Consider the following 20,189-nt stretch of genomic DNA (forward strand, 5'->3'; position numbering starts at 1 on the left):
GGTAGTGGAGCTGGTTTTGGCAAGAAAAAAGATAAGCAAAGGAGGATAGGTCTCCATTGACTTGCGGAAGCGGCAGGGCCATTTTCGGCGTCCTGCTTGGGACCGTTTACAGGGGACAAACAATGATAATGCCTTCGGAGCGTAGTCTGCGTCTGGCCCACGCTTCTCTGTTCACCTCGACGGTACTCTGGGGCGCTTCGTTCATCGCCATGAAGATAGCCGTAACTGCCTACGGCCCCATGCCGGTGATCTGGGGTCGCATGGCCATCGCCTCGCTCATATTTATGGCTTGCTCGCGTAGCTTGCGCCGAGTGGTTTTTCAACTCCGCGACATCTGGGCCATCCTGCTCATGGCTTTATTCGAGCCGTGTCTCTATTATCTCTTTGAAGGCTACGCCATGCACTATACCACGGCCTCCCAGGCCGGGACTGTTTCGGCGATATTGCCTCTGACCGTGGCGGTGGGCGCACACTTCATGCTTGCAGAGAATATTCGGGCAAGCGTGGTCGTCGGCTTTCTTGTTTCGCTTGCGGGCGTGGCTGTGTTGTCCCTGGGCGGCTCTGCCACGGAAGATGCGCCTAATCCAGTATTGGGCAATTTCCTGGAATTCATGGCCATGGTCAGCGCCACTGGTTACATGCTGCTGGTCAAGCGACTTTCGGCTCGCCACTCTCCCTGGTATCTGACCGCCATGCAGGCCGTATGCGGCGCGGTGTTCTTTTTGCCAGCGTTTTTGTGGCACGCGCCCGAAATCCCAGCCAATTTTGCCTGGGCGCCAACCCTGGCCGTGGTTTTCCTTGGCACGATCATTACCGTCGGGGCATATGGCCTTTACAACTACGGTATGAGCATTCTGCCCGCGAGCCAGGCTGCAGCCTATGTGAACCTGATACCTGTGGTCGCCGTGGCGCTGGGCTGGCTCATGCTCGGTGAACGCTTTACTACCGTCCAATTTCTGGGTGCCGGCTTGGTATTCATCGGTATTTATTGCAGCCAGGGACGAGGCTTCACGAGGCGGAAAGTTGCTTCGCAGGTGAAGGGATAAGGCGTAGCGGATTGGCGTGTTCGACCAGAGCCCAAAGGCCCTGCTCTGTCACGGCGGAATTTCGACAAAGCCAGGCAGGCTACAACGCAGCTCGGCTTGGTCGGCTGGAAATGAAAAAGGCCCGCAAGAGCGGGCCTTTTTCTTCAACAATATGAAGATGGTCAGAATTAGCCGCCGATGAGCTGCATGGCCATCCTGGGCAGGGAGTTGGCCTGGGACAGCATGGCCACCGCGGACTGCGACAGGATCTGCTGGCGCACGAACTCGGTCATCTCGGAGGCGACGTCCACGTCGGAGATGCGCGACTCGGCGGCTTGCAGGTTCTCGGCCTGGATCTGCAGGTTGGAGACGGTGTTCTCCAGGCGGTTCTGCAGGGCGCCCAGGTTGGCGCGGATCTTGTCCTTGGAGATGATAGCGCTGTTGATGGCTTCCAGGGCCTTCTGGGCATTCTCCTGCGTGGAGATGGAAGCGCCAGCGGCGGTGGCGCCGGCGCAAAGGCCCACGCCCAGAGCCGAGGCCGTGGAGTTGCCGATGGCGATGTAGTAGTAGTCCTCGGCCGAGTCGTTGCCCGTGCCGAAGTGGACCTTCAGCGGGCCGGTGGAAGCAAGCGCGGAGCCATCATGCGTGCTGTTTGCGCCGGACAGGTTGCCGTTCAGCAGATAGACGCCGTTGAAGTCGGTCGCGCTGGCGATACGCGTGATTTCCGAAGCCATGGCCTGGTACTCGGAGTCGATGATCAGGCGCTGGTCGGAGTTGTAGGTGCCGGTGGAGGCCTGCGTTGCAAGCTCCTTCATGCGGATGAGCTTTTCGTCAATGACCTGCAATCCGCCGTCAGCCGTCTGGATGAGGCTGATGGCGTCGTTGGCGTTGCGCACGCCCTGGTTGAGGGACGAGATGTCGGCGCGCATGAGCTCGCGGGAAGCCAAACCGGCCGCGTCATCGGCGGCGGTGCCAACGCGCAGTCCCGAGGACAGGCGGCGGGTGGACACGGACAGGTTGGAGTACGAAGTGCTCAGGTTGCGGGCCGCGTTCGTCGCCATCAGGTTGTGATTGATCGTAAGAGACATAGTTGATTCCTCCTTGAAGTGTGTTGGCGTCCTTGCCAATGTGAACTATGCAACTCTTATCGGCGGCCCCGTTGGAAACTTTAGGGAATTATTCCGGTGCTTCCCGGATGAGGTTCGTCGACCGCCAACCCGCCTGGCACAAGGATTCGCGGCCATGATGTATGGACACCGGGCCTGAAAAGCTGTACCAAATCTGAAAAATCGCTCAGGCGAGATCAACCAAACCCACCCGAATCTGCGCAATGACCAATTACTACCGAATGACCATCAAGAAGCGTTCAAAGCGGAAGACGATCGTGCTTGTCATGATATGCTTCATGGGTATTCTCAGCCTAATGCCCATGCTCGACCGGGATGACAGGCAGGAAGGAGCCTCGGACTCTCGTGCTGCAAGCAAGCCCGGAGCCGCAAGGGACGAGTTCACGGAAGCGACTGGACAGGCCGGTAACGAAATCCTTGCAGGGGACAGTGGCGTGGATGCCCTTCTACTCAAGGAAGGCGTCGTGCAGAAGGGCGATACAGTCATGACGCTGCTCGGTGACTTCTTTTCCCCCGCCGAAATTATTTCCCTGGCCCGCGAATGCGAGGAAATTTTTTCTTTGTCGCGCATCTGCGCGGGCCATGCTTTCGCCATCACGACCCAGGGCGATGATTTTCACGGCTTCGAGTATGAGATCAGCGCGGCGGAGAAGCTCCGGATTCTCAAGGCGGAAGAGGGCTTTCAAGTCGAGCGCGCACCCATCGAGTACGATGTGCGCACGGAGCGCGTGTCGGGCGTGATCACCAGCAACCTTTACGCTGCTGTGGACGCTGCCGGCGAATCGCCGGAACTCGCCGTGCGGCTAGCGGAAATTTTCGCCTGGGACATCGATTTCATTCGCGACATTCGCGAGGGCGATACGTTTACCGTATTGGCGGAGAAGCGCTCACGGGATGGCCAACCCGCAGGCTATGGGCGCATTTTGGCGGCCATGTTCATCAATCAGGGGCAGGTCTACAAGGGCTTTCTCTTCGAAACGGCCGAGGGCCAAGCCCACTTCTATGATGAGAACGGCCGTTCCATGCGCAAGGCCTTCCTCAAAACTCCGCTAGACTTCGCCCGCATCACTTCGGGATTTTCACGCAAGCGGTTCCATCCCGTGCTCGGTGTCAACCGCCCTCATCTGGGTACCGATTACGCCGCACCCACAGGCACGCCCATCAAGAGCGTGGGGGATGGTGTGATCACGGTCCGGACCAGGAATAACGCATCGGGCAACTACATCACCATCCGCCACAACAACAGCTACGAGACATCCTACCTGCACATGAGCCGCTTCGCGTCCGGCCTCAAACGCGGTTCGCGCGTGCGGCAGGGGCAAGTCATCGGCTACGTGGGCCAAACTGGCTGGGCGACCGGGCCTCACGTCTGCTTTCGCATGAAGAAGAACGGTCAGCATATCAATCCAGTCAAGCTCAAGACGCCGCCGGCCGAGGGAGTGCCCCAGGACCGCAGAGAGGCCTTCGCCGGATTGGTCAGCCATCTGACCACAACGCTGGAGCAGGATGCGAGTCACACCGCGGAAGCTCAGCGTCAGACCATTCCCGCGATCTAGCCTTGCAGCTTGCCGGGCAGTAGGGGAGGCTTGCGCCTCTCTGGGCATGTGGCGATGATTTTGGTCAGATAGCGCCATAAACGCTTGGCTTATGGTCGCATTCGTGACTGCGGGGAATTCCGACAGCTATAATTATTTATACGTACCATGGAGTTTTGCGCACAGTGAGGGCAAGACTCGTTGCATGAGCCGAGAACACACAAAACCCCGCCGGGAAGTCACCTGACGGGGTTTATGCGCTGGGAGGCTTGCAAGGCCTCCCGTGTGGCTGTCGCGAAACGTGGATCTCGACGGCTGGAATTAATCCAACGTCGGGCACCAGGACAACAGGTTAAAAGGCTTGAACTCGTTGCCGGGATCGATGGCGTAGCGGCATCCCAGGCGGGAGTCGTCGCGCTTGTTGGCGATAGTATCGTTGGATCCCTTGTAATACGGGCAATCGTTGTTGTTGCAGACGAGAATTTCGCCCCACCATGTTTCGGGCGGTGCGATCCAGATTTTAAGCTCGCTGCCGCAATGCGGGCAGGTGTGCGTTCCAAACTTGTTGTCGGACATTAGCTGCTCCTTTGGGCAAATCTTGGTATCGGGACGCGAGATCAGCGTCGCGAAACATTAAATAAAGAGCAAACCGAGAACGTCAACACCCTGCGCTACGCTTTTTGATCAAGCTCCGCGCTGGAGTAGGAGACAAGCAGGTATACCTTACCGCCGTCCGCCAGGGAGTGATCGAGAATTCTCGACGATTGCCGGTTTGCCGAGTATTGATGGAGATAGATCATTTCGAGGAGCAGTGCATGGTTTTTCAGACATGGTGGATGATGGCTTTCCAGCGTCTCGGTGAGTTCTGCTCCGGTGCCGACAGGGCGCCCATGGCTGCGAGCTTCGATAAGAGCTATCTCAATCTGGTCCAGAATTCCTTCGCCAGAGTCCAGATGAAGCCTGCCGATACATATTTCCTCGGCAGCATACTGGGCATAGTGACGGTTCTGCTCATGGGCTATCTCCTGCGTCATAATTACAAGAAGCTTCATTATCATCTGCTGGCCATGTTCGCCGGCAAGAAGCGCCTGGAAGACAATCGACGCATTCTAGAACACCTCGCCAAGGCTGAATCACCCTTGGAAGTGCATCAGGGCGACGGCAAGAATGCTCGCTACCTGTCCGAAGGGAAGATAGAAGAGGTTGGTCCTGCAGGTTTCGTTCTGAAGGTCATGGGCAACTCGGCTAACATGCGGTTTCCCGTGGGCAAGATGCTTATGTTCCTGTTTCGACCCATTCAGTTCAAGGACCGGCAGTTCAACCACTTCAATACCTATCTTGAACGAGTATCCCAGCCCGGCTCCAGGGAATATCTGCTGCATTTTCAGATGCCCATGTCCCTCAACTATCTGCTCCGGCGTAACCATTCCCGCTATGAGGTGGAGCGCCAGAGCTTCATCAAAGGCAAGCTGTGGCTGGAGCGCTGGGAGGATGGCCGCTCGCGTCTGCGCTTGCTCGGTCCGTCGTTGCGAATCAACATGGACAAAGCCGGCGACGCTTGGGTCCACGACATTTCAGCCGGAGGCATCCGTCTGGTGCTGCCCGAGGGAGCCCGTCCGCAAGCCTATAAACAAGGCAAGGACATGTGCCTGCAGCTTTTCCTGTTCAATCCCGCCAAGGGCAATTATCGCTGGATTTGGCTCGGCGTCACGGTGACTAAGGTATTCACCAGCGGCAAGGGTCTTAACCTGTGCATGCGTTTCGCCGCCTTGGGCAGCGTGGTCAATGCCGAGGAAAGCGAGATGCGTTGGGCCGACATTGGCGTGGCCGAGGGTCTGCCGGGAATGAACCGCGTCATCGATGAGTGGGAGCATTATCTGGCAGGACGTCAGGAAAAGGATCAAGAGGCTCTGGTCTGAGTTGTCGGATACCGGGCTTCCTTTCCCTAACGCTTGAGCGTAAGCTTAAGTATTAGATTGGAACCAGGTGCTCCGCATGGCAGCCACGATAATCGTTAGCGATAGCGCGGGCAAGCGGCGTGAAATCGTCGTAAGCCGCGACAGCAGTCTGTCCCAGGCCTTGTTCGCCACAGGACTGCGCCCGCCTCTGCCACTTTGCTCGGGCCTGGGCCGTTGCGGCCTGTGCCGTGTGCGCTATCTCACCTCCGCCACCGAATTCCCGCAGCCGACGGATACCGAGCTCGAAGTCCTCTCATCCGCTGAATTGGAATCCGGCATGCGCTTGGCCTGCCGCCATTTCCCACGTTCCGGCGATCATATCGAACTGCCCCCAGTGGCCTCCAGTGTGCCCGTCGAGGTCCACGAGGTGCTGACCTCGCCAGTCGGGCCATTGCACTTGGCCGTGGATCTGGGCACCACCAGCGTGCACTGGGAAGCATTTTCGGAAGGAGTCGTTGTTGCCCGCGGCCGGGCCTTGAACCCGCAGCTCGGCGCGGGCAGCGAGGTCATGTCCCGCTTGGCCTTGGCGGCAAGGGGAGAGGCCGGGCTTCTGCGTCAGGTGGTTCTGGATTTGCTCGTGCGCATCGCGCGCGCATTGCCGGGTCCGCTGGAATCCATGTGCGTGGCCGGCAATTCGGCCATGACCTATCTGTTGCTGGCGCTTTCGCCCGACGGCCTGGCCGCCGCTCCATATAAGCTGGACTTTCGCGGCGGGGTCTGGCATAGCCTGACCCCCGACTTGCCGCCTTGTTACATCCCTCCGCTGTTCGGCCCTTTTGCAGGGGGAGACCTGAGCGCCGGCTTAGCTGCTCTGGACGCCCTGGACGCAGGCGGACCCACGCCCTATCTGTTGGCGGACATGGGCACTAACGGCGAGTTCGCCCTGGTGCTCGATCGGGAACGGGTGCTCGTGGCCAGCGTACCCTTGGGGCCTGCCCTTGAAGGCATAGGTCTGCGCCACGGTAGCCTGGCGGGCCCTGGAGTGGCCACGCGCTTCGAGCTTGGGCCGCAAGGCTTGACTTGCAGCGTGCTCGGCGACGGCTCACGGCCTGTGGCTGTGAGCGGAACGGGCTACCTGTCGTTGGTGTCCGTCCTGCTGCGCGTGGGGCTGTTGGATGCGCAGGGTAGGTTCCGAACCGAGTCCACCACACCCCTGGCGATGAGGTTGGCCCGCGAATTGGGCGCATCGACGCGCGGCGAAGCGCGCCTGCGCATGGCTCCCGGCTTATGGCTGCACGCCGGCGATGTGGAAGAGCTGCTCAAGGTCAAGGCGGCTTTCAACATGGCCCTCTCGGCGCTGTTGGCCGAAGCGGGCCTGCCGGCTTCGGAACTCACGGCCGTGTTCTTGGCCGGCGCTTTGGGCGAGCACACCGCGCCCGGCGACCTGGAGCGGCTCGGCTTCCTCTCCCCGGTGCTGGCCAAACGCGTGCGCGTGGCCGGCAATACTTCGTTGGCCGGCGCACGCAGGCTCCTGGAAAACACGGCCGCCAGGAAGCAGCTTGAGCAGTTGGCCGATCGGGCCACGGTCCTGGATTTGACTGCCCGCCCGACATTCGAAAGAGATTATTTAACCCGCATGGTGTTTGAATATGTGCCCTGAATCGCAAGACCCTCGGTCCGCGGGCAGCCTGCCCCGGCCCTCCGCCTGCCTCTTTCCTCCATTAACCGCCGAGGCCGCCCGGCTGCTGGAGGGCTACGGCCTGATCGCGGCCAAGGTCCTGGATCTGAAACCCAAACATCGCCGCGAGTTGCCGTTCAGTATCCGCCGTCTGTCGCACGAGTTGACCGACGAGCGGGCTCAAGGCTTCGCGCCGAAATACATGAGTGATGCAGCCAGCTTGGCTGCTTACGTGGCCTTCTTTCTGCCCTGGAACCTTTATCGGCTTACGCGGCTGCTGTCCGGCCTGGAGTTGGACCTGCCCGACAATGCGGTCTGCGTGGATCTCGGTTCCGGCCCGCTTACCGCCGTGCAGGCGCTGTGGATTGCCAAACCCGAGCTGCGCCAACGCAAGTTGCGCTTCTTCTGCCTGGACCGTGCCGCACAGCCCATGCGCGTGGGGCTGAACCTCTTTCGGGCTCTGGTGGGCCAGGACACGCCCTGGCGTATCGAGTTGGTGCAAGGCGCCATGGGCGCGCGGCTGCCAGCGCGGGCTGATCTGCTCATCGCGGCCAATGTGCTCAACGAGTTTTCAACGCGTACGGGCGAGGGCCGCGAGGAGCGCATGGCCCAAAGCCTCGCTCGCCAGACAACCGAAAATGCCCGCATGCTGCTGGTGGAGCCCGGCACGCGCACGGGAGGGCGGCTCCTGTCGGCCTTGCGCACCGAGTTGGCCGAGGAGGGCTTCATGCCCTTGGCGCCCTGCACCCACGTAGCCGAATGCCCCATGCCGGGCACGACCGGCAAGGCCTGGTGCCACTTCCAGTTCGGCGTGGTCGGCGCTCCCCAATGGCTGCAGCGCATGTCCGAGGACGTGGGCTTCCGCCGGCGCGGCGTGGCGCTGAGCTTTCTCTACACCGGTCGGGGAGAAGCCGCGCGTTCGCCCGCGGATATATCGGGCGTGCGCATGATTTCAGATGTTTTCGAGCTGACCGGGGTCGGATTTCGCGCTGGCCGCTACGGCTGCGCGGAAGCCGGACTCGTGATCGCCGCCGGCGACGAGCACGAACTCAAGCGTCTGCCTTCGGGCTGCCTGTGGCGTCCACGCCAGCAGCCCGAGGAACCGCTACGCGATGCCAAGACCGATGCGATCATCCTGCCCTTGGAGCCGCTGAATGAGCCGCGGCGTGCGGCGCGTCCCGATATGCGCGAAGAGGCGCAAAAGAGCGCGCGCGAAGTAGGCGGGCGGCCCAGGCCCGCATATGTGCCCAAGCCGAACAAGGCTCCAGGAATCCTCAAGGTGCGCAACATGGCCCTGCAGGCGTTTCGCGCGGGGCAATCCGAGGAGCGTGAGACCGGAGAGGGCGTCCGCAAGTCAGGCCATGGCCCGCAGCGGGAACCGGCAGGCACGACCGCCAAGCCCTGGGCCGGCAAGGTCAGGGATGACAAGTTCAAGGGCGGCAAGCCGTTTCCCGGCAAGCCTGGGCCCCAGAGCCGGCAGGGCAGGCCGGGGGACTTTGAGGCTTCGCCATACGCGGGCAAGTCTGAGCGGCCGCGCGAGACGGGTCCAGAGCACAGGGGCAAGTTCAAGCCCAAGCCAGCCTTCGGCGGGTCGAAGAGCAACAAACCGTTTCCCGGCAAACCTGATTTCAAGGGCCGACAAGGCAGGCCGGAGGATTTCGAAGCCTCTGCATACGCGGGCAAGACTGAGCGTCCGCGCGAGGCGGGGCCAGAGCGCAGAGGCAAGTTCAAGCCCAAGCCAGCCTTCGGCGGACCGAAGAGCGGCAAGCCGTTTTCCGGCAAGCTTGGCCCCAAGGGCCGACAAGGCAAGCCGGAGGACTTTGAGGCTTCGCCATATGCGGGCAAGGCTGAGCGTCCACGCGAGGCGGGGCCAGAGCGACGGGGCGAGTTCAAGCCCAGGGCGGCAGCCGGGCATTCCGAGCGTGGATATGCCCCGCGTGGACAAGCCGAAGGCCGCCGCTTCGAGAAACGTGGCACCGGGCCGTCCGGTGAAAAGCCCAAGAGCTTTGGCAAGGGCAAGCCCCACTTCGACCAGCGAAAGCCCTCGACACAACGGCATGGCCAGCCGGCAGGTCAGAAAGCGGACAAGGCTTACGGGCCGCGCGACGGCCGTCCGTCCGAGCGCGGAGGACGTGCGCCCGAGCGGGAGAGTGGTCGCCCTGAACGCGCTGATCGCCGTGGTGCTCAGAACACCAATGGGCGCCCTGAACAGCGCCGAGACCTTCGGCCGGACGAGCGCAAAACCAAGAGCAGGCCGGATAGCGACGAGCGGGAATCCCGGGGACGTGATGAGCGCAAGCCGCGCGGCCCCAAGCGTAGTCGCGGCTCCGGCAAGGGCGGCAGGTGATCGTTCGCGATCTGGGACTCGTTCCCTACGTTGAGGCCGAGGTCCTGCAACTTGAACGCCTGGCCGAAGTGGCTGCCGGCGCGGAAGAGACGCTCTTCCTGCTGGAGCATCCCAAGGTCGTCACCGTGGGCCGCCATGGCGGTGAAGAGCATCTGCACGTGCCCGCCTCGGCCCTGGCCGGGCTCGGCGTCGGCTACGTGCGCTCGGCCAGGGGCGGCAAGATCACCTGCCATTTCCCCGGCCAGCTCGTGGCCTATCCCATAGTGCGCCTGGACCGGCGACCCGGCGGCGTGCGCCGCTTCGTGACCTTGCTGGAGGATACGGCCATCGGGCTGCTGGCTGGATACGGCATCACGGCCCGTCGCTTTGACGACCGACCGGGAGTGTGGACCGAGCGTGGCAAGATCGCCTCGGTAGGCATTGCCGTGCGGCGCTGGACCACCTGGCATGGGCTGTCCCTGAACGTGGCGGCGGATACCAGCCTGTTCGAGCTCATCACCCTTTGCGGCCTGTCCGGAGTGCGGCCCGCCTCGATGGAAGGCGAGCTGGGCCGGCGGGTGGACATGGACGAGGTACGGCATGACTTCGGCGAGCGGTTTGTCAGAGGCTTCGCGCAAACCCTTGCGCATCCCGCCCTGGCTCAGGATTGAGCTGCCGCGGGGCAAGGGGTTTTCCTGCACCGGCGCTTTGCTGGGCGACCTGCGCTTGAACACGGTGTGCCGCTCGGCGCGCTGCCCCAATATCTTCGAGTGCTACTCGCGCAAGGTGGCGACCTTTCTGATTCTCGGCGCGCAGTGCACGCGCGGCTGCGCCTTCTGTAACATCGGCCTGGGCAGGCCCGAGCCCGTGGATCCGGACGAGCCGGCTCGCGTATCCGAAGCCGTGGGTCGCTTGGAGCTCAGGCACGCGGTCATAACTTCCGTGACCCGCGACGATCTGCCCGATGGCGGATCGACGCACTTCGCGGCCGTGCTGCGGCGAATCCGCGCCGACCATCCGCAAGTCTCCACCGAGGTGCTCATCCCAGATTTCCAGGGAGACCGGCAGGCTCTGGAAACCGTGCTGGCCGCCGAGCCCGGAATCCTCAACCATAATGTGGAGACCGCGCCCGGCCTTTACCCCCGCATCCGTCCACAAGCCGTGTACGCCCGCAGTCTGGAGCTGCTGCGCACGGCCAAGGAATTGGCTCCGGAGGCTTCTACCAAAAGTGGGCTCATGGTCGGCCTTGGGGAAACGGACGAGGAAGTGCGCGGGGTCATCCGCGACCTGCACGCCGCGGCCTGCGATATCGTCACGGTGGGCCAGTACATGCGGCCTTCGCGCAAACACCCTGAGGTCGAACGCTACGTGCATCCGGACACGTTCGAGGGATACGCGGCCTACGGCCGCTCCCTGGGCGTTCCGCACATGTTCTGCGCCCCGCTGGTGCGTAGCAGCTATAACGCGGAATTGTTCGCTAGAAAGGAAACGGGCGCGTAGTCGCCACGACCTTCAGATCCGCTTCTTGAGGTGAACGCAAGTCCTTGAGCGCAAAAAAGGCCCGGTTGGCGATTCCACCGGGCCTTTTGGCATCTATTGCGTTGACTGACTTTGTGGGCTCAAGCGGCTAGCTCGTCCCCATGCATCCCGCCTTAGAGCATTTTGCTTTTGAAAATGCTCTGCAAGCCATGCGTCGGCATGGCTTGCCGCCGCATAAGCGTAGGCGCAATTCACTTGCGCCGTCAACGCCGGAGCGGGCGTCTTAAAAGCAATCTGCTCTAGAAAGAAATGCGCTCCCTGCGCTTGCCGCCAAAGCGGCCCACGACGGAGCCCAGCAGCCACGGCACGAGCACCGCGGCCGCGCCGGCCAGGAACCAGTTCAGGCTTTCTGCGCTAAGCAGGGATTCGTTTTCTTTGGTCAGCTTGGCCACCAGATCCGAGATACTCTCCAGACCGACCGAGGCCGTTTGGTATTGCTGCTTGAGTTCGATAACCTCGCTCGATTCGGCGCGCAGGGTCTCATACTCCTGGCTGACGCGAGCTAATTCGGCCTTTGCGCTTTCCAGGCTGACCTGAAGATCCTTGTTCTCGACGCCGAGGGCCCTGGCCTGCTCCAGGGCCGTTTTGGAATCCTCCTGGAGCTGGGCATAACGCTTACGCGCCTGGTCCAGAACCATGGCCTTGGGCATCTCCTGCATGATGAAGCGCTTTGCCACCCAGCCCTCACGGCCTTTCTCCGTGCGGACCCTGGCCCACTCGTCTCCATCCTCAAGCAGCTCCAGCGAAGAGCCCGTGGGCAGCATCTGGATGATCTTGTGTGTGGTGTTCGGCCCCGTGCGCAGGGTGAACTCATGTTCATCCGTGACGTAGTAGGCGGACCAAGCAGGGCTTGCGACAAAAAATATGAAAGCGAATACGATCGCGAAAGAGAGGCGATGCGCAGCAGCCATGGCGTATCCTGTGCTGGTTACGGTTCCTTGAACTGTTTCGGTATGCTCAGGCAGTATCCTGACGTGTAAAAATATGCAAGGTGCGAACCATAGTGCGCAAATTTCGTGCGGAAAGCAGCATGTCAGGATGACTCACCAGGTGGAAACGCCGCATGCGTGCGGATGCGCTGATGGCGCAAGAGAGGTAAGCCGTTGTGGGTAAGCTTAATGGAAACAAGCTGATGGATTTGTGATCGCAAGGACGCGCCTTATCCAAACAGCTCCTGCTGGCAGGCGCGTGAAGGACAAAGCATCCTGCGCTTGCGCAGGACGGGTTTCAACCGCGGTGAAGATGAAAAGGCATATGGCAGGAACTTTCTGCAGCCCTGTCAGGCCGGTTTCCAGTCCTTGATGTGCAACTCGATCTGATCAAGTCCGTTGTAGGAGTTTATCTTGGGCGTGAAGGCCAGACTGATGGGCTTCCCAAGAACCGCATGCGGCAGGCTTTCGGCCTGGCGCCAGGCCTTGGCCTTGAGGGTTACGCCCGAAGCCTCGTCGCGCAGGTCCAGACTGACATGCTTGCCGGCAAAGATGCGGTGTGCGCGGACCATGGCCCCGGAATGGAGGAAAACCGGCTCCGGGTTGCCCATGCCGAAGGGTTGCAGAAGCTCCAGTTCGCGCAGCAGGCGCTGGTCGATGAGACCGAAGGCCAATAGGCCATCCAGTTTCATGCGCGGGGCAAGCGGCGCATCGCCGACCTGAGTGCGCACGGCCTGGTCAAAGGCTTCGCGTAAGGCATCCAGCTCCGAGGAGCGCAGCCTGAGCCCGGCGGCCTGGCGGTGACCGCCGAAGCCGGTCAGCAGCGCGGCGCACGCGCACAGGCCCTGGTGCAGATCGAATTCGTCGATACTGCGGCCCGAGCCCTTGAGCAGACCGTCCTCCTCGCTCAAGATGAGCACGGGCCGGTAGAAGGCCTCGACCATGCGCGAGGCCACGATGCCGATGACCCCGTGGTGCCAGCCGGGCGAGGAGAGCACCAATCCGACGCGGTGCAGCTGCGTCTCTGCTTGGGCAAGGGCCTCGGCCGTGATGCGTTCTTCTTCGTGCTTACGCTCGCTGTTCATGGCGTCGAGCTTGGCGGCCAAAGGCCTGGCTGTCTCGCGATCCGGGGCCAGCAGCAGCTCCAAAGCCAGATCGGCCTGGCCCAGGCGGCCGGCGGCGTTGATGCGCGGAGCCAGGCCGAAGACCACCTGTCCCGCGCCCATGGGCGCCGTGGGGTTGTAGCAGGCGGCCTCCTTGAGGGCGAAGATGCCCGGTCTGCGTCCCTCGGCGATGAGCAGCAGTCCGTTCTTGACCAGGATGCGGTTCTGTCCATTCAGATCCACCACGTCGGCCAAGGTGCCCAGGGCCACGAGATCGAGCACCTCGCGCATGTCGCAGGGAGAACCGGGCAGAAGACGATTGACCGCCGCCATGAGCAGGAAGGCCACGCCCACGCCGGCCAGGGATTCGCAGGGGCAGGGAGCCAGGCGCGGGTTGCACATGCCGTGGGCTGCGGGCAGTTCGCTGCCCGGCAGGTGGTGGTCCGTGACCACCACGGTCATGCCCAGCTCGCGGGCTCGGTCGATCTCGACCGTGCTGGTGATGCCGCAGTCCACGGTAAGTAGCAGGCGCACGCCTTCGGCCGCGAGCTGCTCGATGCCTTGCAGGTTGAGGCCGTAGCCTTCCTCCATGCGGTTCGGCAGATAATGGCGCACGGCGAAGCCGCGGCGGGCCAGCACATCCGTGACCAGTGCCGTGGCCGTGACGCCGTCCACGTCGTAGTCGCCCCACACGGCCATCGGCAGGCCCTGCTCCAAACCTTGGGCCAGCACACGGGCCGCGTCATCCAATCCTGGGAAATCACCGGGCTTGGCCAGGTGCCGCAAACCCGGACTCAGGAACACGTCCATGTCGCGCAAGGTGCGCAAGCCGCGTTGCCAGAGCAGGGCTGCCAGAAGCGGCGAGATGCCCAGCTCGTGAGCCCAGCTTTCAGTCTCGGCCGGGGCTTGATCGGAGTGGCGAAAAATCCAGCGGCGCGCTTGGGAAACGTGCTGCGATTCAGTGCTGCTCATGAAAAACGTGTCCTGCATGGCTATGTGTGGCGGGCGATTCCCGTCTTTTACCGGAACGCGGGGCGGGCTTCGGGGTTATGATGCTGGTTGGCAGGCTCGCCCGCATTGCACAAGGGGTTCCAGGTCCCAGGCAGAAGGGCGGCATGATGCCATGGTCCAGCCCCTGGATTCTCTCTTCGTGGCAAGAGTAGCCCATGGCCGTGGAATTGGCCAGAATGTTGGGAGTAGAACGTTGGAAGTGTCTTTGGTCGTGTTTCGGACTCGCGGAGGCATTGCTCGTAGCTACGGAAAATCCGGTTTGTAGACCTTGACGCTGAGGTCCTCGTCGCTTGTATTCTGCTTGCGTTTCTGTCGCTTGCTTTCGATACGTTGCTTGCGTTCCGTTTTGAGCCTGGCAAGCTCTTTGTTCAAATCCATGTCCTGGAGCGGACCATCCAGCTGTCCCCGGCGCTGCAGAAAGGACCAGAACTGCCTGGCTTCGTCCTGCTCCGGGTTGAGCTCCAGGGCTTCCTTGAGGTGCAGAATGCATTTGCGGATGTCGCCCCGCTCGAAGTGCAGGCGGGCGATGTTCACGAGCAGATGATCGTCGCTGTCGCTCAGCTCCTGGGCGCGTTCATAATACTCCAAGGCCTGGCCGAACATGTGGTTCTTGCGCAGATTGATGCCGAATTCGTTGAACAGGTGCTTATGCCTGGAATCGAAAGCCGCCTCGAGGTTCACCAGACGCCTGAGGATGTCCTCAGCCTTAAGCGTGTCGCCGCGGTCCATGTAGGTCAGGCCCAAACCGAAGGTGGCGCGTACGTTTTCCTCGTCCACTTTGAGCGCGGAGTTGAACTCGAACTCGGCGCTGTACGCTTCGCCGCCCTGGCGGTGCGTCTCGCCGCGCCGGAGGGTCTTTTCCAGCTCGCGCATGCGCGGCAGAACCGTGGAAACGTAGAATTCGGGTTCGGCGTTGAATTGTTCCAGGAACTGGCTCTTGGCAACGTGTTTCTTAGGGCCCGAGGGCACATAGTTCGCATTCAGGGGCTGCACCTCGATGATTTCTCCATCGAGTTCCAGGGCGCTCCAGTACTGCTTGCGGATGACCTGCCGCGTTGTGCTGCCGGTGCTGGTCCCCTCCATGCCCTGGGTGGAGAAAATTCCTTTTATCCGTTCCATGCCCCGTCCTCTGGCTTTCTCTTGGCCGGGCCGGCCTCGGCCATGGCGCGCTGAAAGGCGCGGATCGCCGCGGCCGGGTCCTGCGCACCGGTAATCGGGCGGCCTACCACCAGGTAGTCGGAGCCTTGGGTTACGGCAAAGGCCGGATCGGCCACGCGCTTTTGGTCGTCCGCCCTTGCGCCGTCAGACGATGTGGCCAGGCGGATGCCGGGCGTCAAACAAGCCAGCTTGCCTCGGGAATCCTCCTTGACGAGCTTGGCCTCCAGCGCCGAGCAGACCACGCCGTCCAGGCCGGCTTGCCCGCTTGCGTGGGCCAGGTCGCGCACCAGCCCTGGCACGTCGCTTCGGCCGAGCAGGGCCGTGTCCTCGGCCGACATGCTCGTGAGCACCGTTACGGCGAAGAGCAGCGGTGACTGCCGCGAAGTCAGGCTTGCCTCGCGCGCGGCTTCCAGCATGTCCCGGCCGCCCGAGGCGTGCAGGGTGAGCATGTCGACCCCGAGATTGGCGGCGGAACGCACCGCGCCGCGCACGGTATTGGGAATGTCGTGAAACTTGAGGTCCAGGAATACCTTGAGCCCAAGCTCCTTCATGTCCGTCACCACGCGCGGGCCGGCGGCGGTGAACAGCTCCAGGCCGATCTTGACCCAGTCGGCCTCGCCGCGCACGGTTCGCGCCATGGACAAGGCTTGCTCCGCGTGCGGGAAGTCCAGAGCGATGATGAGCTCCGCCACTAGTCGGACCAGCCTGCCAGAATGGAGTCCACGAGCCCTGGATTGCGCTCAGGGGCCAGCTTCTGGGCCACTACCACGGCCCGGAGCTGGGCATAGGCCTGATCCAGGTCGGCATTGACGATAAGGTACTGAAACTCGGGCGCCTGGCGAATTTCGTTGCGGGCGTTGGCCAACCTGCGGGCGATGACCTCGGGACCGTCGCTGGCGCGTCGGGAGAGGCGCTCCACGAGGGCCTGGCGCGAGGGCGGCAGCAGGAAGATGAAACAGCCGTCGGGAATGGTCTGCTTGAGTTGCAAGGCGCCCTGCACGTCTATATCGAAGATGATGTCCCGGCCGCTTTCCAGGAGGGCCCGCGCCTCGGCCAGAGGGGTGCCGTAGAAGTTCCCGTGCACCTCGGCCCATTCCGCGAAATGGCCCAGGCCGCGCATCCGCTCGAATTCGGCGCGGGTGACGAAGTGATAGTCGCGGCCGTTGACCTCGCCGGCGCGCGGAGCGCGAGTGGTGCAGGACACGGAGAAGGCGAAACCCGGCAGGTCGGAGAGCAGTCGCTTGATGAGCGTCGACTTGCCTGTGCCGGACGGGGCGCAGATAATGTAGGCTTGGCCCAGGAGACTACTTGTCATGGTCCTCTTCCTCGGCGCCGAAGCGCTGGGCGATGGTCTCCGCCTGGATGGCGGAGAGGATGACGTGGTTGGAGTCGGTGACGATGATGGAGCGCGTCTTGCGGCCCTGGGTGGCGTCGATGAGCCTGCCGCTGCCTTTGGCGTCCTCGCGCAGCCGGCGCATGGGCGACGAGGACGGGTTGACGATGGACACCACGCGCGAGGCGACCACGAAGTTGCCGAAGCCGATATTGAGCAGTCTTGATTTCTGCATGCGGAGAATCCTGACAGAGAGCGCAGTGCGCGGAGCGTGTTGTTCCGGCGGTCGCTACTCGATGTTCTGCACTTGCTCCCGGCACTTTTCAAGCAAGGTCTTGAAATCCACCGCCAGACGGCTCATCTCGGCATCCTGGCTCTTGGTGCCGCAGGTGTTGATCTCGCGGAAGGTCTCCTGCAAGAGGAAGTCGAGCTGCCGGCCTACTTCTCCCTTGCTCTGCAAGACCTTGTCCATGCGTGAAAGGTGCATGGACAGGCGAGTCAATTCCTCGGACACGTCCAGCTTGTCCGTGAGGATGGCCACTTCCTGGAGCATGCGATCGTCCGAAATCTCCACTCCGGCCTGCTCGACCATGGCACGGATGCGCTCGGCGAGTGTCGTGGTCTTGTCCTGCAGTACTTGGGGCACGCGTTCGCGGATGCGCTCGAGCAGACTGCCCAACTCGGTGAAACGGGCCTGCAGGTCGGCGAGCAAGGTCTTGCCTTCCTGACCACGCGTGATGTTCCAAACGCGCAGCGTTTCGCGCAGGCTCTTGTCCAGGTCGGTCACCAACTGCGGGTCCGGCTCGGCCACGGACTCCTGCCACAGGACCGAAAGTGACAGCAGGCGGTTGTAGTCGGGTCGGTAGTCCTGGCCCATGTCCTCGGCAAGCTTGGACATCTGGGCCAGCATCTGCTTGGCCAGCTCGGTGTTGAGCGTGGCGAGCATGGCCGTGCCGCTGCCATGGGGCTGGAAGTGCAGGTAGATGTCCAGGCGGCCTCGCGAGGCTTCCTCGCGCACAGTGCGTTCCCAGTCGGCTTCAAGGCCGCGCAGGTTGTGCGGAGTGCGCCATTTGATATCCAGGAAGCGGCTGTTGACGCTGCGTATCTCCCAGGTCAGGGTCCATTGGGGGCTGGTCAGTTCTGATCTGCCATATCCTGTCATGCTGCGCGGCATGGTCTGCTCCGTGTCTTGTGTTATACGCACGAATGTCGCGCTATACAGGAAAACCACCTGGCCGTCAGCCCCGAAGGGACGACGGACCTCGGCTGGAAAGTCATGGATGCTCGATGCCGGGAGCGAGTATCATGCGTCCGTCGGCCACGGCTAAAGGGCGGCCGCAGGCCAGGGCTTTGAATCCGGCTTGGCCTGGCGGACTTGCGAAGCTGCACTCCACATAAAATTCGCAGATACCGGACAGCTCGGCCTTGCGACCGGGCTTTTCCATGATCACAGCTAGTTTATCCCTGGTCAGCAGATGACGCATGAAAGCAGCCTTGCGTTTATCGGCCAAAGCACGCAACTGCCCGACCCTCTCTTTTTTCTCCCTGGTCGAGACTTGGTTGGCCATGCTTGCCGCGCGAGTGCCGGGCCGTTTGGAATAGGGGAAGACGTGCGCGTAGGTCAGGGGCAGGCGATCCAGGGCGGTCAATGTCTGCTCGAAATGCCCGTCGGTTTCCCCCGGAAAGCCCACCAGCAGATCGGCGCCCAAGGCGAACGTGGGCCATACTCTTTCGAGTTCGCGCAGAAAGCCCTCGATCTCCTCGGGGGCGTAGTGGCCACGGCCCATGGAACGCAGGATCTCCGGCGACAGGCTCTGCAGGGACAGGTGCAGGTGCGGACAGACCAGCCTTGAGGCGGCCAGCGTATCCAGGGCCTTGCCACCGAGCTGAGCAGGGTCCAGGGAGCTCAGGCGTAGCCTGGCGCGGCCTGCCCACTCCGGGGCCAGCTCGGAGTCCAGGACGGCCAGCAGATCCCACAGGTCCGGCGCGCCGGGCAGATCGCGACCGAAGTGGCGCAGATTGATGCCGCCGAGGATTATTTCACGAAAACCAGAGGCCAGCAGCCGACGGGCCTCGGCCAGGATATCGGCCATGGGGCGGCTGCGGCTCGGGCCGCGGCCTTGCGGCACGATGCAATAGGTGCAGCCGTGGGAACAGCCGTCCTGAATCTTGAGCACCGGCCTGGCACGTTTGAAATCCGAAATGCACAGGGGCGGAAAGGCGGACTTCGGCAGCGCCGGACCGATGTCGGGGTATGAAGCCAGCCCGGCTTTGCGTGGCTGGTTCACCAGGACCACGCGGGCCATGTCGACCAGATCCGCCAACTCGGCCGACAAGACTTGGGCCGCACAGCCTGTAATCACGATCTCGGCTTCCTGATTAACACGGTGCACCTGACGGACCTGACCGCGCAGGGTCCGTACGGCGTCGGCCGTGACCGCACAGGAATTGAACAACACCACCCGAGCCCGGCGCATGTCGACTTCGGACCAGCCCCGGGCCAACCATGCTTCGCGCAAGGCTTGGCTCTCGTACTGGTTGATCTTGCACCCGAGAGTGCGGATGGCGAAGGTTCGTCTTTGATCCATGTCTGTTATCATTCGTTCCGGTCGATGAGCATGCTAGCTTGGACCACTGATTGGGCACTGACCAAGAGGGGAACCATGTCCAAGCGGCACGTCCGTGAAATCCCTGTCATCCTGGCCTTGTTCCTGCTCGCTGCCACACATGCCTGCGGATACTACCGGGGCAATCTGGCCCTGAACCGCGGAGACTACCGGGAGGGCGTCAGGCTGCTTGAGCAGGCCGTGGCTGAACACCCGGACTGGGCCAATGCGCGCATCGATCTGGGCCGGGCCTATCTTTATCTGGGCCGGGACGTGGAAGCCAGGGCGCAGCTTGCGTCCTCGGCCGCCCTGAGACCATCGGAGTGGCGGGCCATTTATTACCTGGCCGTGGCCGACATCCTCGACGGGCAGGCAGCGAAGGGGTTGGCGCGTTTCGATGCCAGCGTCTATCCGCTGGAGCTGTTCCTGAAAAAGGACATCCTGTACATGACCGAGGCTCTGATCAGCCGCGGGCTGCCGCGCCAGGAATTCCTGGACGCGGCAAGGAACCTGCTCAACGAGGCGGAAAGACGGCAAATGATGCGGGAGATGAGCAGTAACGACTAGCGTGTCGGTTCATAAGGATGTGAACTCCAGATTCATGCCCAGCCCCTGCAGAGAAACAGCCAGGGGGGCACGAAAGCGCGCGCCCAGGGTTGCGCCCTGTCGCCACCTGACTTCGCAGGCTTTGCCCAGCAGCATGTCCTGGACGGCTTGGGCGCAACGGGCAACGGTCAGCGCCTGGCAGTGCGCGAAGCGTTCGGCATCCTCGCTGGCGATGAACTCGAGGCGCAGCCCGAAGGGGCTGATGTCGAGGATGCGGCATGCTGCCTGGGCGTCGCGGCCGTCGCTTACAACCACTTCCACCAGGCTCGACAGGCTGATTCGCGGCGTTTCCCTGCGTTCGTGAGTGTTCATGCT

Annotated in this window: 19 protein-coding genes; 8 read left to right on the forward strand and 11 right to left on the reverse strand. The window is 62.4% G+C overall.

Features of this window, described 5'->3' with window-relative positions; all coding sequences use genetic code 11:
- Nucleotides 1-122 precede the first annotated feature (122 nt).
- A complete protein-coding gene (locus H585_RS0102780; RefSeq protein WP_244432467.1) occupies nucleotides 123-1,046 on the forward strand; it encodes a DMT family transporter in 924 nt (307 codons plus the stop codon).
- Nucleotides 1,047-1,213: 167 nt separating this feature from the next.
- On the opposite strand, the gene H585_RS0102785 is transcribed toward H585_RS0102780, so the two are convergent.
- Nucleotides 1,214-2,113 (reverse strand): flagellin N-terminal helical domain-containing protein, encoded by a 900-nt coding sequence (locus tag H585_RS0102785; RefSeq protein ID WP_027366680.1) that lies wholly within the window; start codon nucleotides 2,111-2,113, stop codon nucleotides 1,214-1,216.
- A gap of 317 nt (nucleotides 2,114-2,430) precedes the next feature.
- On the opposite strand from H585_RS0102785, the gene H585_RS0102790 reads away from it, so the two are divergent.
- A complete protein-coding gene (locus H585_RS0102790) occupies nucleotides 2,431-3,708 on the forward strand; it encodes a M23 family metallopeptidase (protein ID WP_244432468.1) in 1,278 nt (425 codons plus the stop codon).
- A gap of 300 nt (nucleotides 3,709-4,008) precedes the next feature.
- Here the strand turns inward: H585_RS0102790 and H585_RS0102795 are convergent, their stop codons facing one another.
- Nucleotides 4,009-4,263: a hypothetical protein gene (locus H585_RS0102795; protein ID WP_005987648.1), complete on the reverse strand. Its 255-nt coding sequence runs from the start codon at nucleotides 4,261-4,263 to the stop codon at nucleotides 4,009-4,011.
- A 239-nt stretch (nucleotides 4,264-4,502) separates the two neighbouring features.
- On the opposite strand from H585_RS0102795, the gene H585_RS0102800 reads away from it, so the two are divergent.
- The 5 genes from H585_RS0102800 (at nucleotide 4,503) to lipA (ending at nucleotide 11,089) form a co-directional block, all read left to right on the forward strand.
- Nucleotides 4,503-5,606, forward strand: coding sequence for a PilZ domain-containing protein (locus tag H585_RS0102800; protein WP_027366682.1), 1,104 nt, complete (start codon nucleotides 4,503-4,505; stop codon nucleotides 5,604-5,606).
- 76 nt (nucleotides 5,607-5,682) lie between these two features.
- Nucleotides 5,683-7,245: an ASKHA domain-containing protein gene (locus H585_RS0102805; protein WP_027366683.1), complete on the forward strand. Its 1,563-nt coding sequence runs from the start codon at nucleotides 5,683-5,685 to the stop codon at nucleotides 7,243-7,245.
- A complete protein-coding gene (locus H585_RS0102810; RefSeq protein WP_027366684.1) occupies nucleotides 7,235-9,610 on the forward strand; it encodes a small ribosomal subunit Rsm22 family protein in 2,376 nt (791 codons plus the stop codon). Before H585_RS0102805 ends, H585_RS0102810 begins: the two co-directional genes overlap by 11 nt.
- The gene (lipB, locus tag H585_RS20735) at nucleotides 9,607-10,260 is read left to right on the forward strand and encodes a lipoyl(octanoyl) transferase LipB (protein WP_034627013.1); all 654 of its coding nucleotides are present in this window, start codon (nucleotides 9,607-9,609) and stop codon (nucleotides 10,258-10,260) included. The genes H585_RS0102810 and lipB overlap by 4 nt, the downstream gene beginning before the upstream one ends.
- Nucleotides 10,232-11,089: a lipoyl synthase gene (gene lipA, locus H585_RS0102820; RefSeq protein WP_027366685.1), complete on the forward strand. Its 858-nt coding sequence runs from the start codon at nucleotides 10,232-10,234 to the stop codon at nucleotides 11,087-11,089. The genes lipB and lipA overlap by 29 nt, the downstream gene beginning before the upstream one ends.
- A 278-nt stretch (nucleotides 11,090-11,367) precedes the next feature.
- Here lipA and H585_RS0102825 read toward each other — a convergent pair whose 3' ends face one another.
- From H585_RS0102825 to H585_RS0102860, 8 genes are all read right to left on the reverse strand, one after another.
- A complete protein-coding gene (locus H585_RS0102825) occupies nucleotides 11,368-12,039 on the reverse strand; it encodes a TIGR04211 family SH3 domain-containing protein (RefSeq protein ID WP_027366686.1) in 672 nt (223 codons plus the stop codon).
- A 368-nt stretch (nucleotides 12,040-12,407) separates the two neighbouring features.
- A complete protein-coding gene (recJ, locus tag H585_RS0102830; RefSeq protein ID WP_027366687.1) occupies nucleotides 12,408-14,132 on the reverse strand; it encodes a single-stranded-DNA-specific exonuclease RecJ in 1,725 nt (574 codons plus the stop codon).
- Nucleotides 14,133-14,414: 282 nt separating this feature from the next.
- Nucleotides 14,415-15,290 (reverse strand): tetratricopeptide repeat protein, encoded by an 876-nt coding sequence (locus H585_RS0102835; protein WP_027366688.1) that lies wholly within the window; start codon nucleotides 15,288-15,290, stop codon nucleotides 14,415-14,417.
- Nucleotides 15,278-16,021, reverse strand: coding sequence for an orotidine-5'-phosphate decarboxylase (gene pyrF, locus H585_RS0102840; RefSeq protein ID WP_027366689.1), 744 nt, complete (start codon nucleotides 16,019-16,021; stop codon nucleotides 15,278-15,280). Before pyrF ends, H585_RS0102835 begins: the two co-directional genes overlap by 13 nt.
- The gene (gene gmk / locus H585_RS0102845; RefSeq protein ID WP_027366690.1) at nucleotides 16,021-16,644 is read right to left on the reverse strand and encodes a guanylate kinase; all 624 of its coding nucleotides are present in this window, start codon (nucleotides 16,642-16,644) and stop codon (nucleotides 16,021-16,023) included. The genes pyrF and gmk overlap by 1 nt, the downstream gene beginning before the upstream one ends.
- Nucleotides 16,634-16,897 (reverse strand): DUF370 domain-containing protein, encoded by a 264-nt coding sequence (locus tag H585_RS0102850; protein ID WP_005987633.1) that lies wholly within the window; start codon nucleotides 16,895-16,897, stop codon nucleotides 16,634-16,636. The genes gmk and H585_RS0102850 overlap by 11 nt, the downstream gene beginning before the upstream one ends.
- 54 nt (nucleotides 16,898-16,951) lie before the next feature.
- The gene (locus tag H585_RS0102855) at nucleotides 16,952-17,836 is read right to left on the reverse strand and encodes a YicC/YloC family endoribonuclease (protein ID WP_027366691.1); all 885 of its coding nucleotides are present in this window, start codon (nucleotides 17,834-17,836) and stop codon (nucleotides 16,952-16,954) included.
- Nucleotides 17,837-17,936: 100 nt separating this feature from the next.
- A complete protein-coding gene (locus H585_RS0102860) occupies nucleotides 17,937-19,262 on the reverse strand; it encodes a MiaB/RimO family radical SAM methylthiotransferase (RefSeq protein ID WP_027366692.1) in 1,326 nt (441 codons plus the stop codon).
- Nucleotides 19,263-19,325: 63 nt separating this feature from the next.
- Here H585_RS0102860 and H585_RS0102865 point away from each other — a divergent pair, with 63 nt between their 5' ends.
- Nucleotides 19,326-19,835: a tetratricopeptide repeat protein gene (locus tag H585_RS0102865; protein WP_027366693.1), complete on the forward strand. Its 510-nt coding sequence runs from the start codon at nucleotides 19,326-19,328 to the stop codon at nucleotides 19,833-19,835.
- 9 nt (nucleotides 19,836-19,844) lie between these two features.
- Here H585_RS0102865 and H585_RS0102870 read toward each other — a convergent pair whose 3' ends face one another.
- Complete coding sequence (locus H585_RS0102870; protein WP_027366694.1) at nucleotides 19,845-20,186, reverse strand: PilZ domain-containing protein; 342 nt, start codon at nucleotides 20,184-20,186, stop codon at nucleotides 19,845-19,847.
- Between the last annotated feature and the right edge of the window lie 3 nt (nucleotides 20,187-20,189).

Source organism: Desulfocurvibacter africanus subsp. africanus DSM 2603, from assembly GCF_000422545.1.
GTDB classification, from domain to species: Bacteria; Desulfobacterota; Desulfovibrionia; order Desulfovibrionales; family Desulfovibrionaceae; genus Desulfocurvibacter; species Desulfocurvibacter africanus.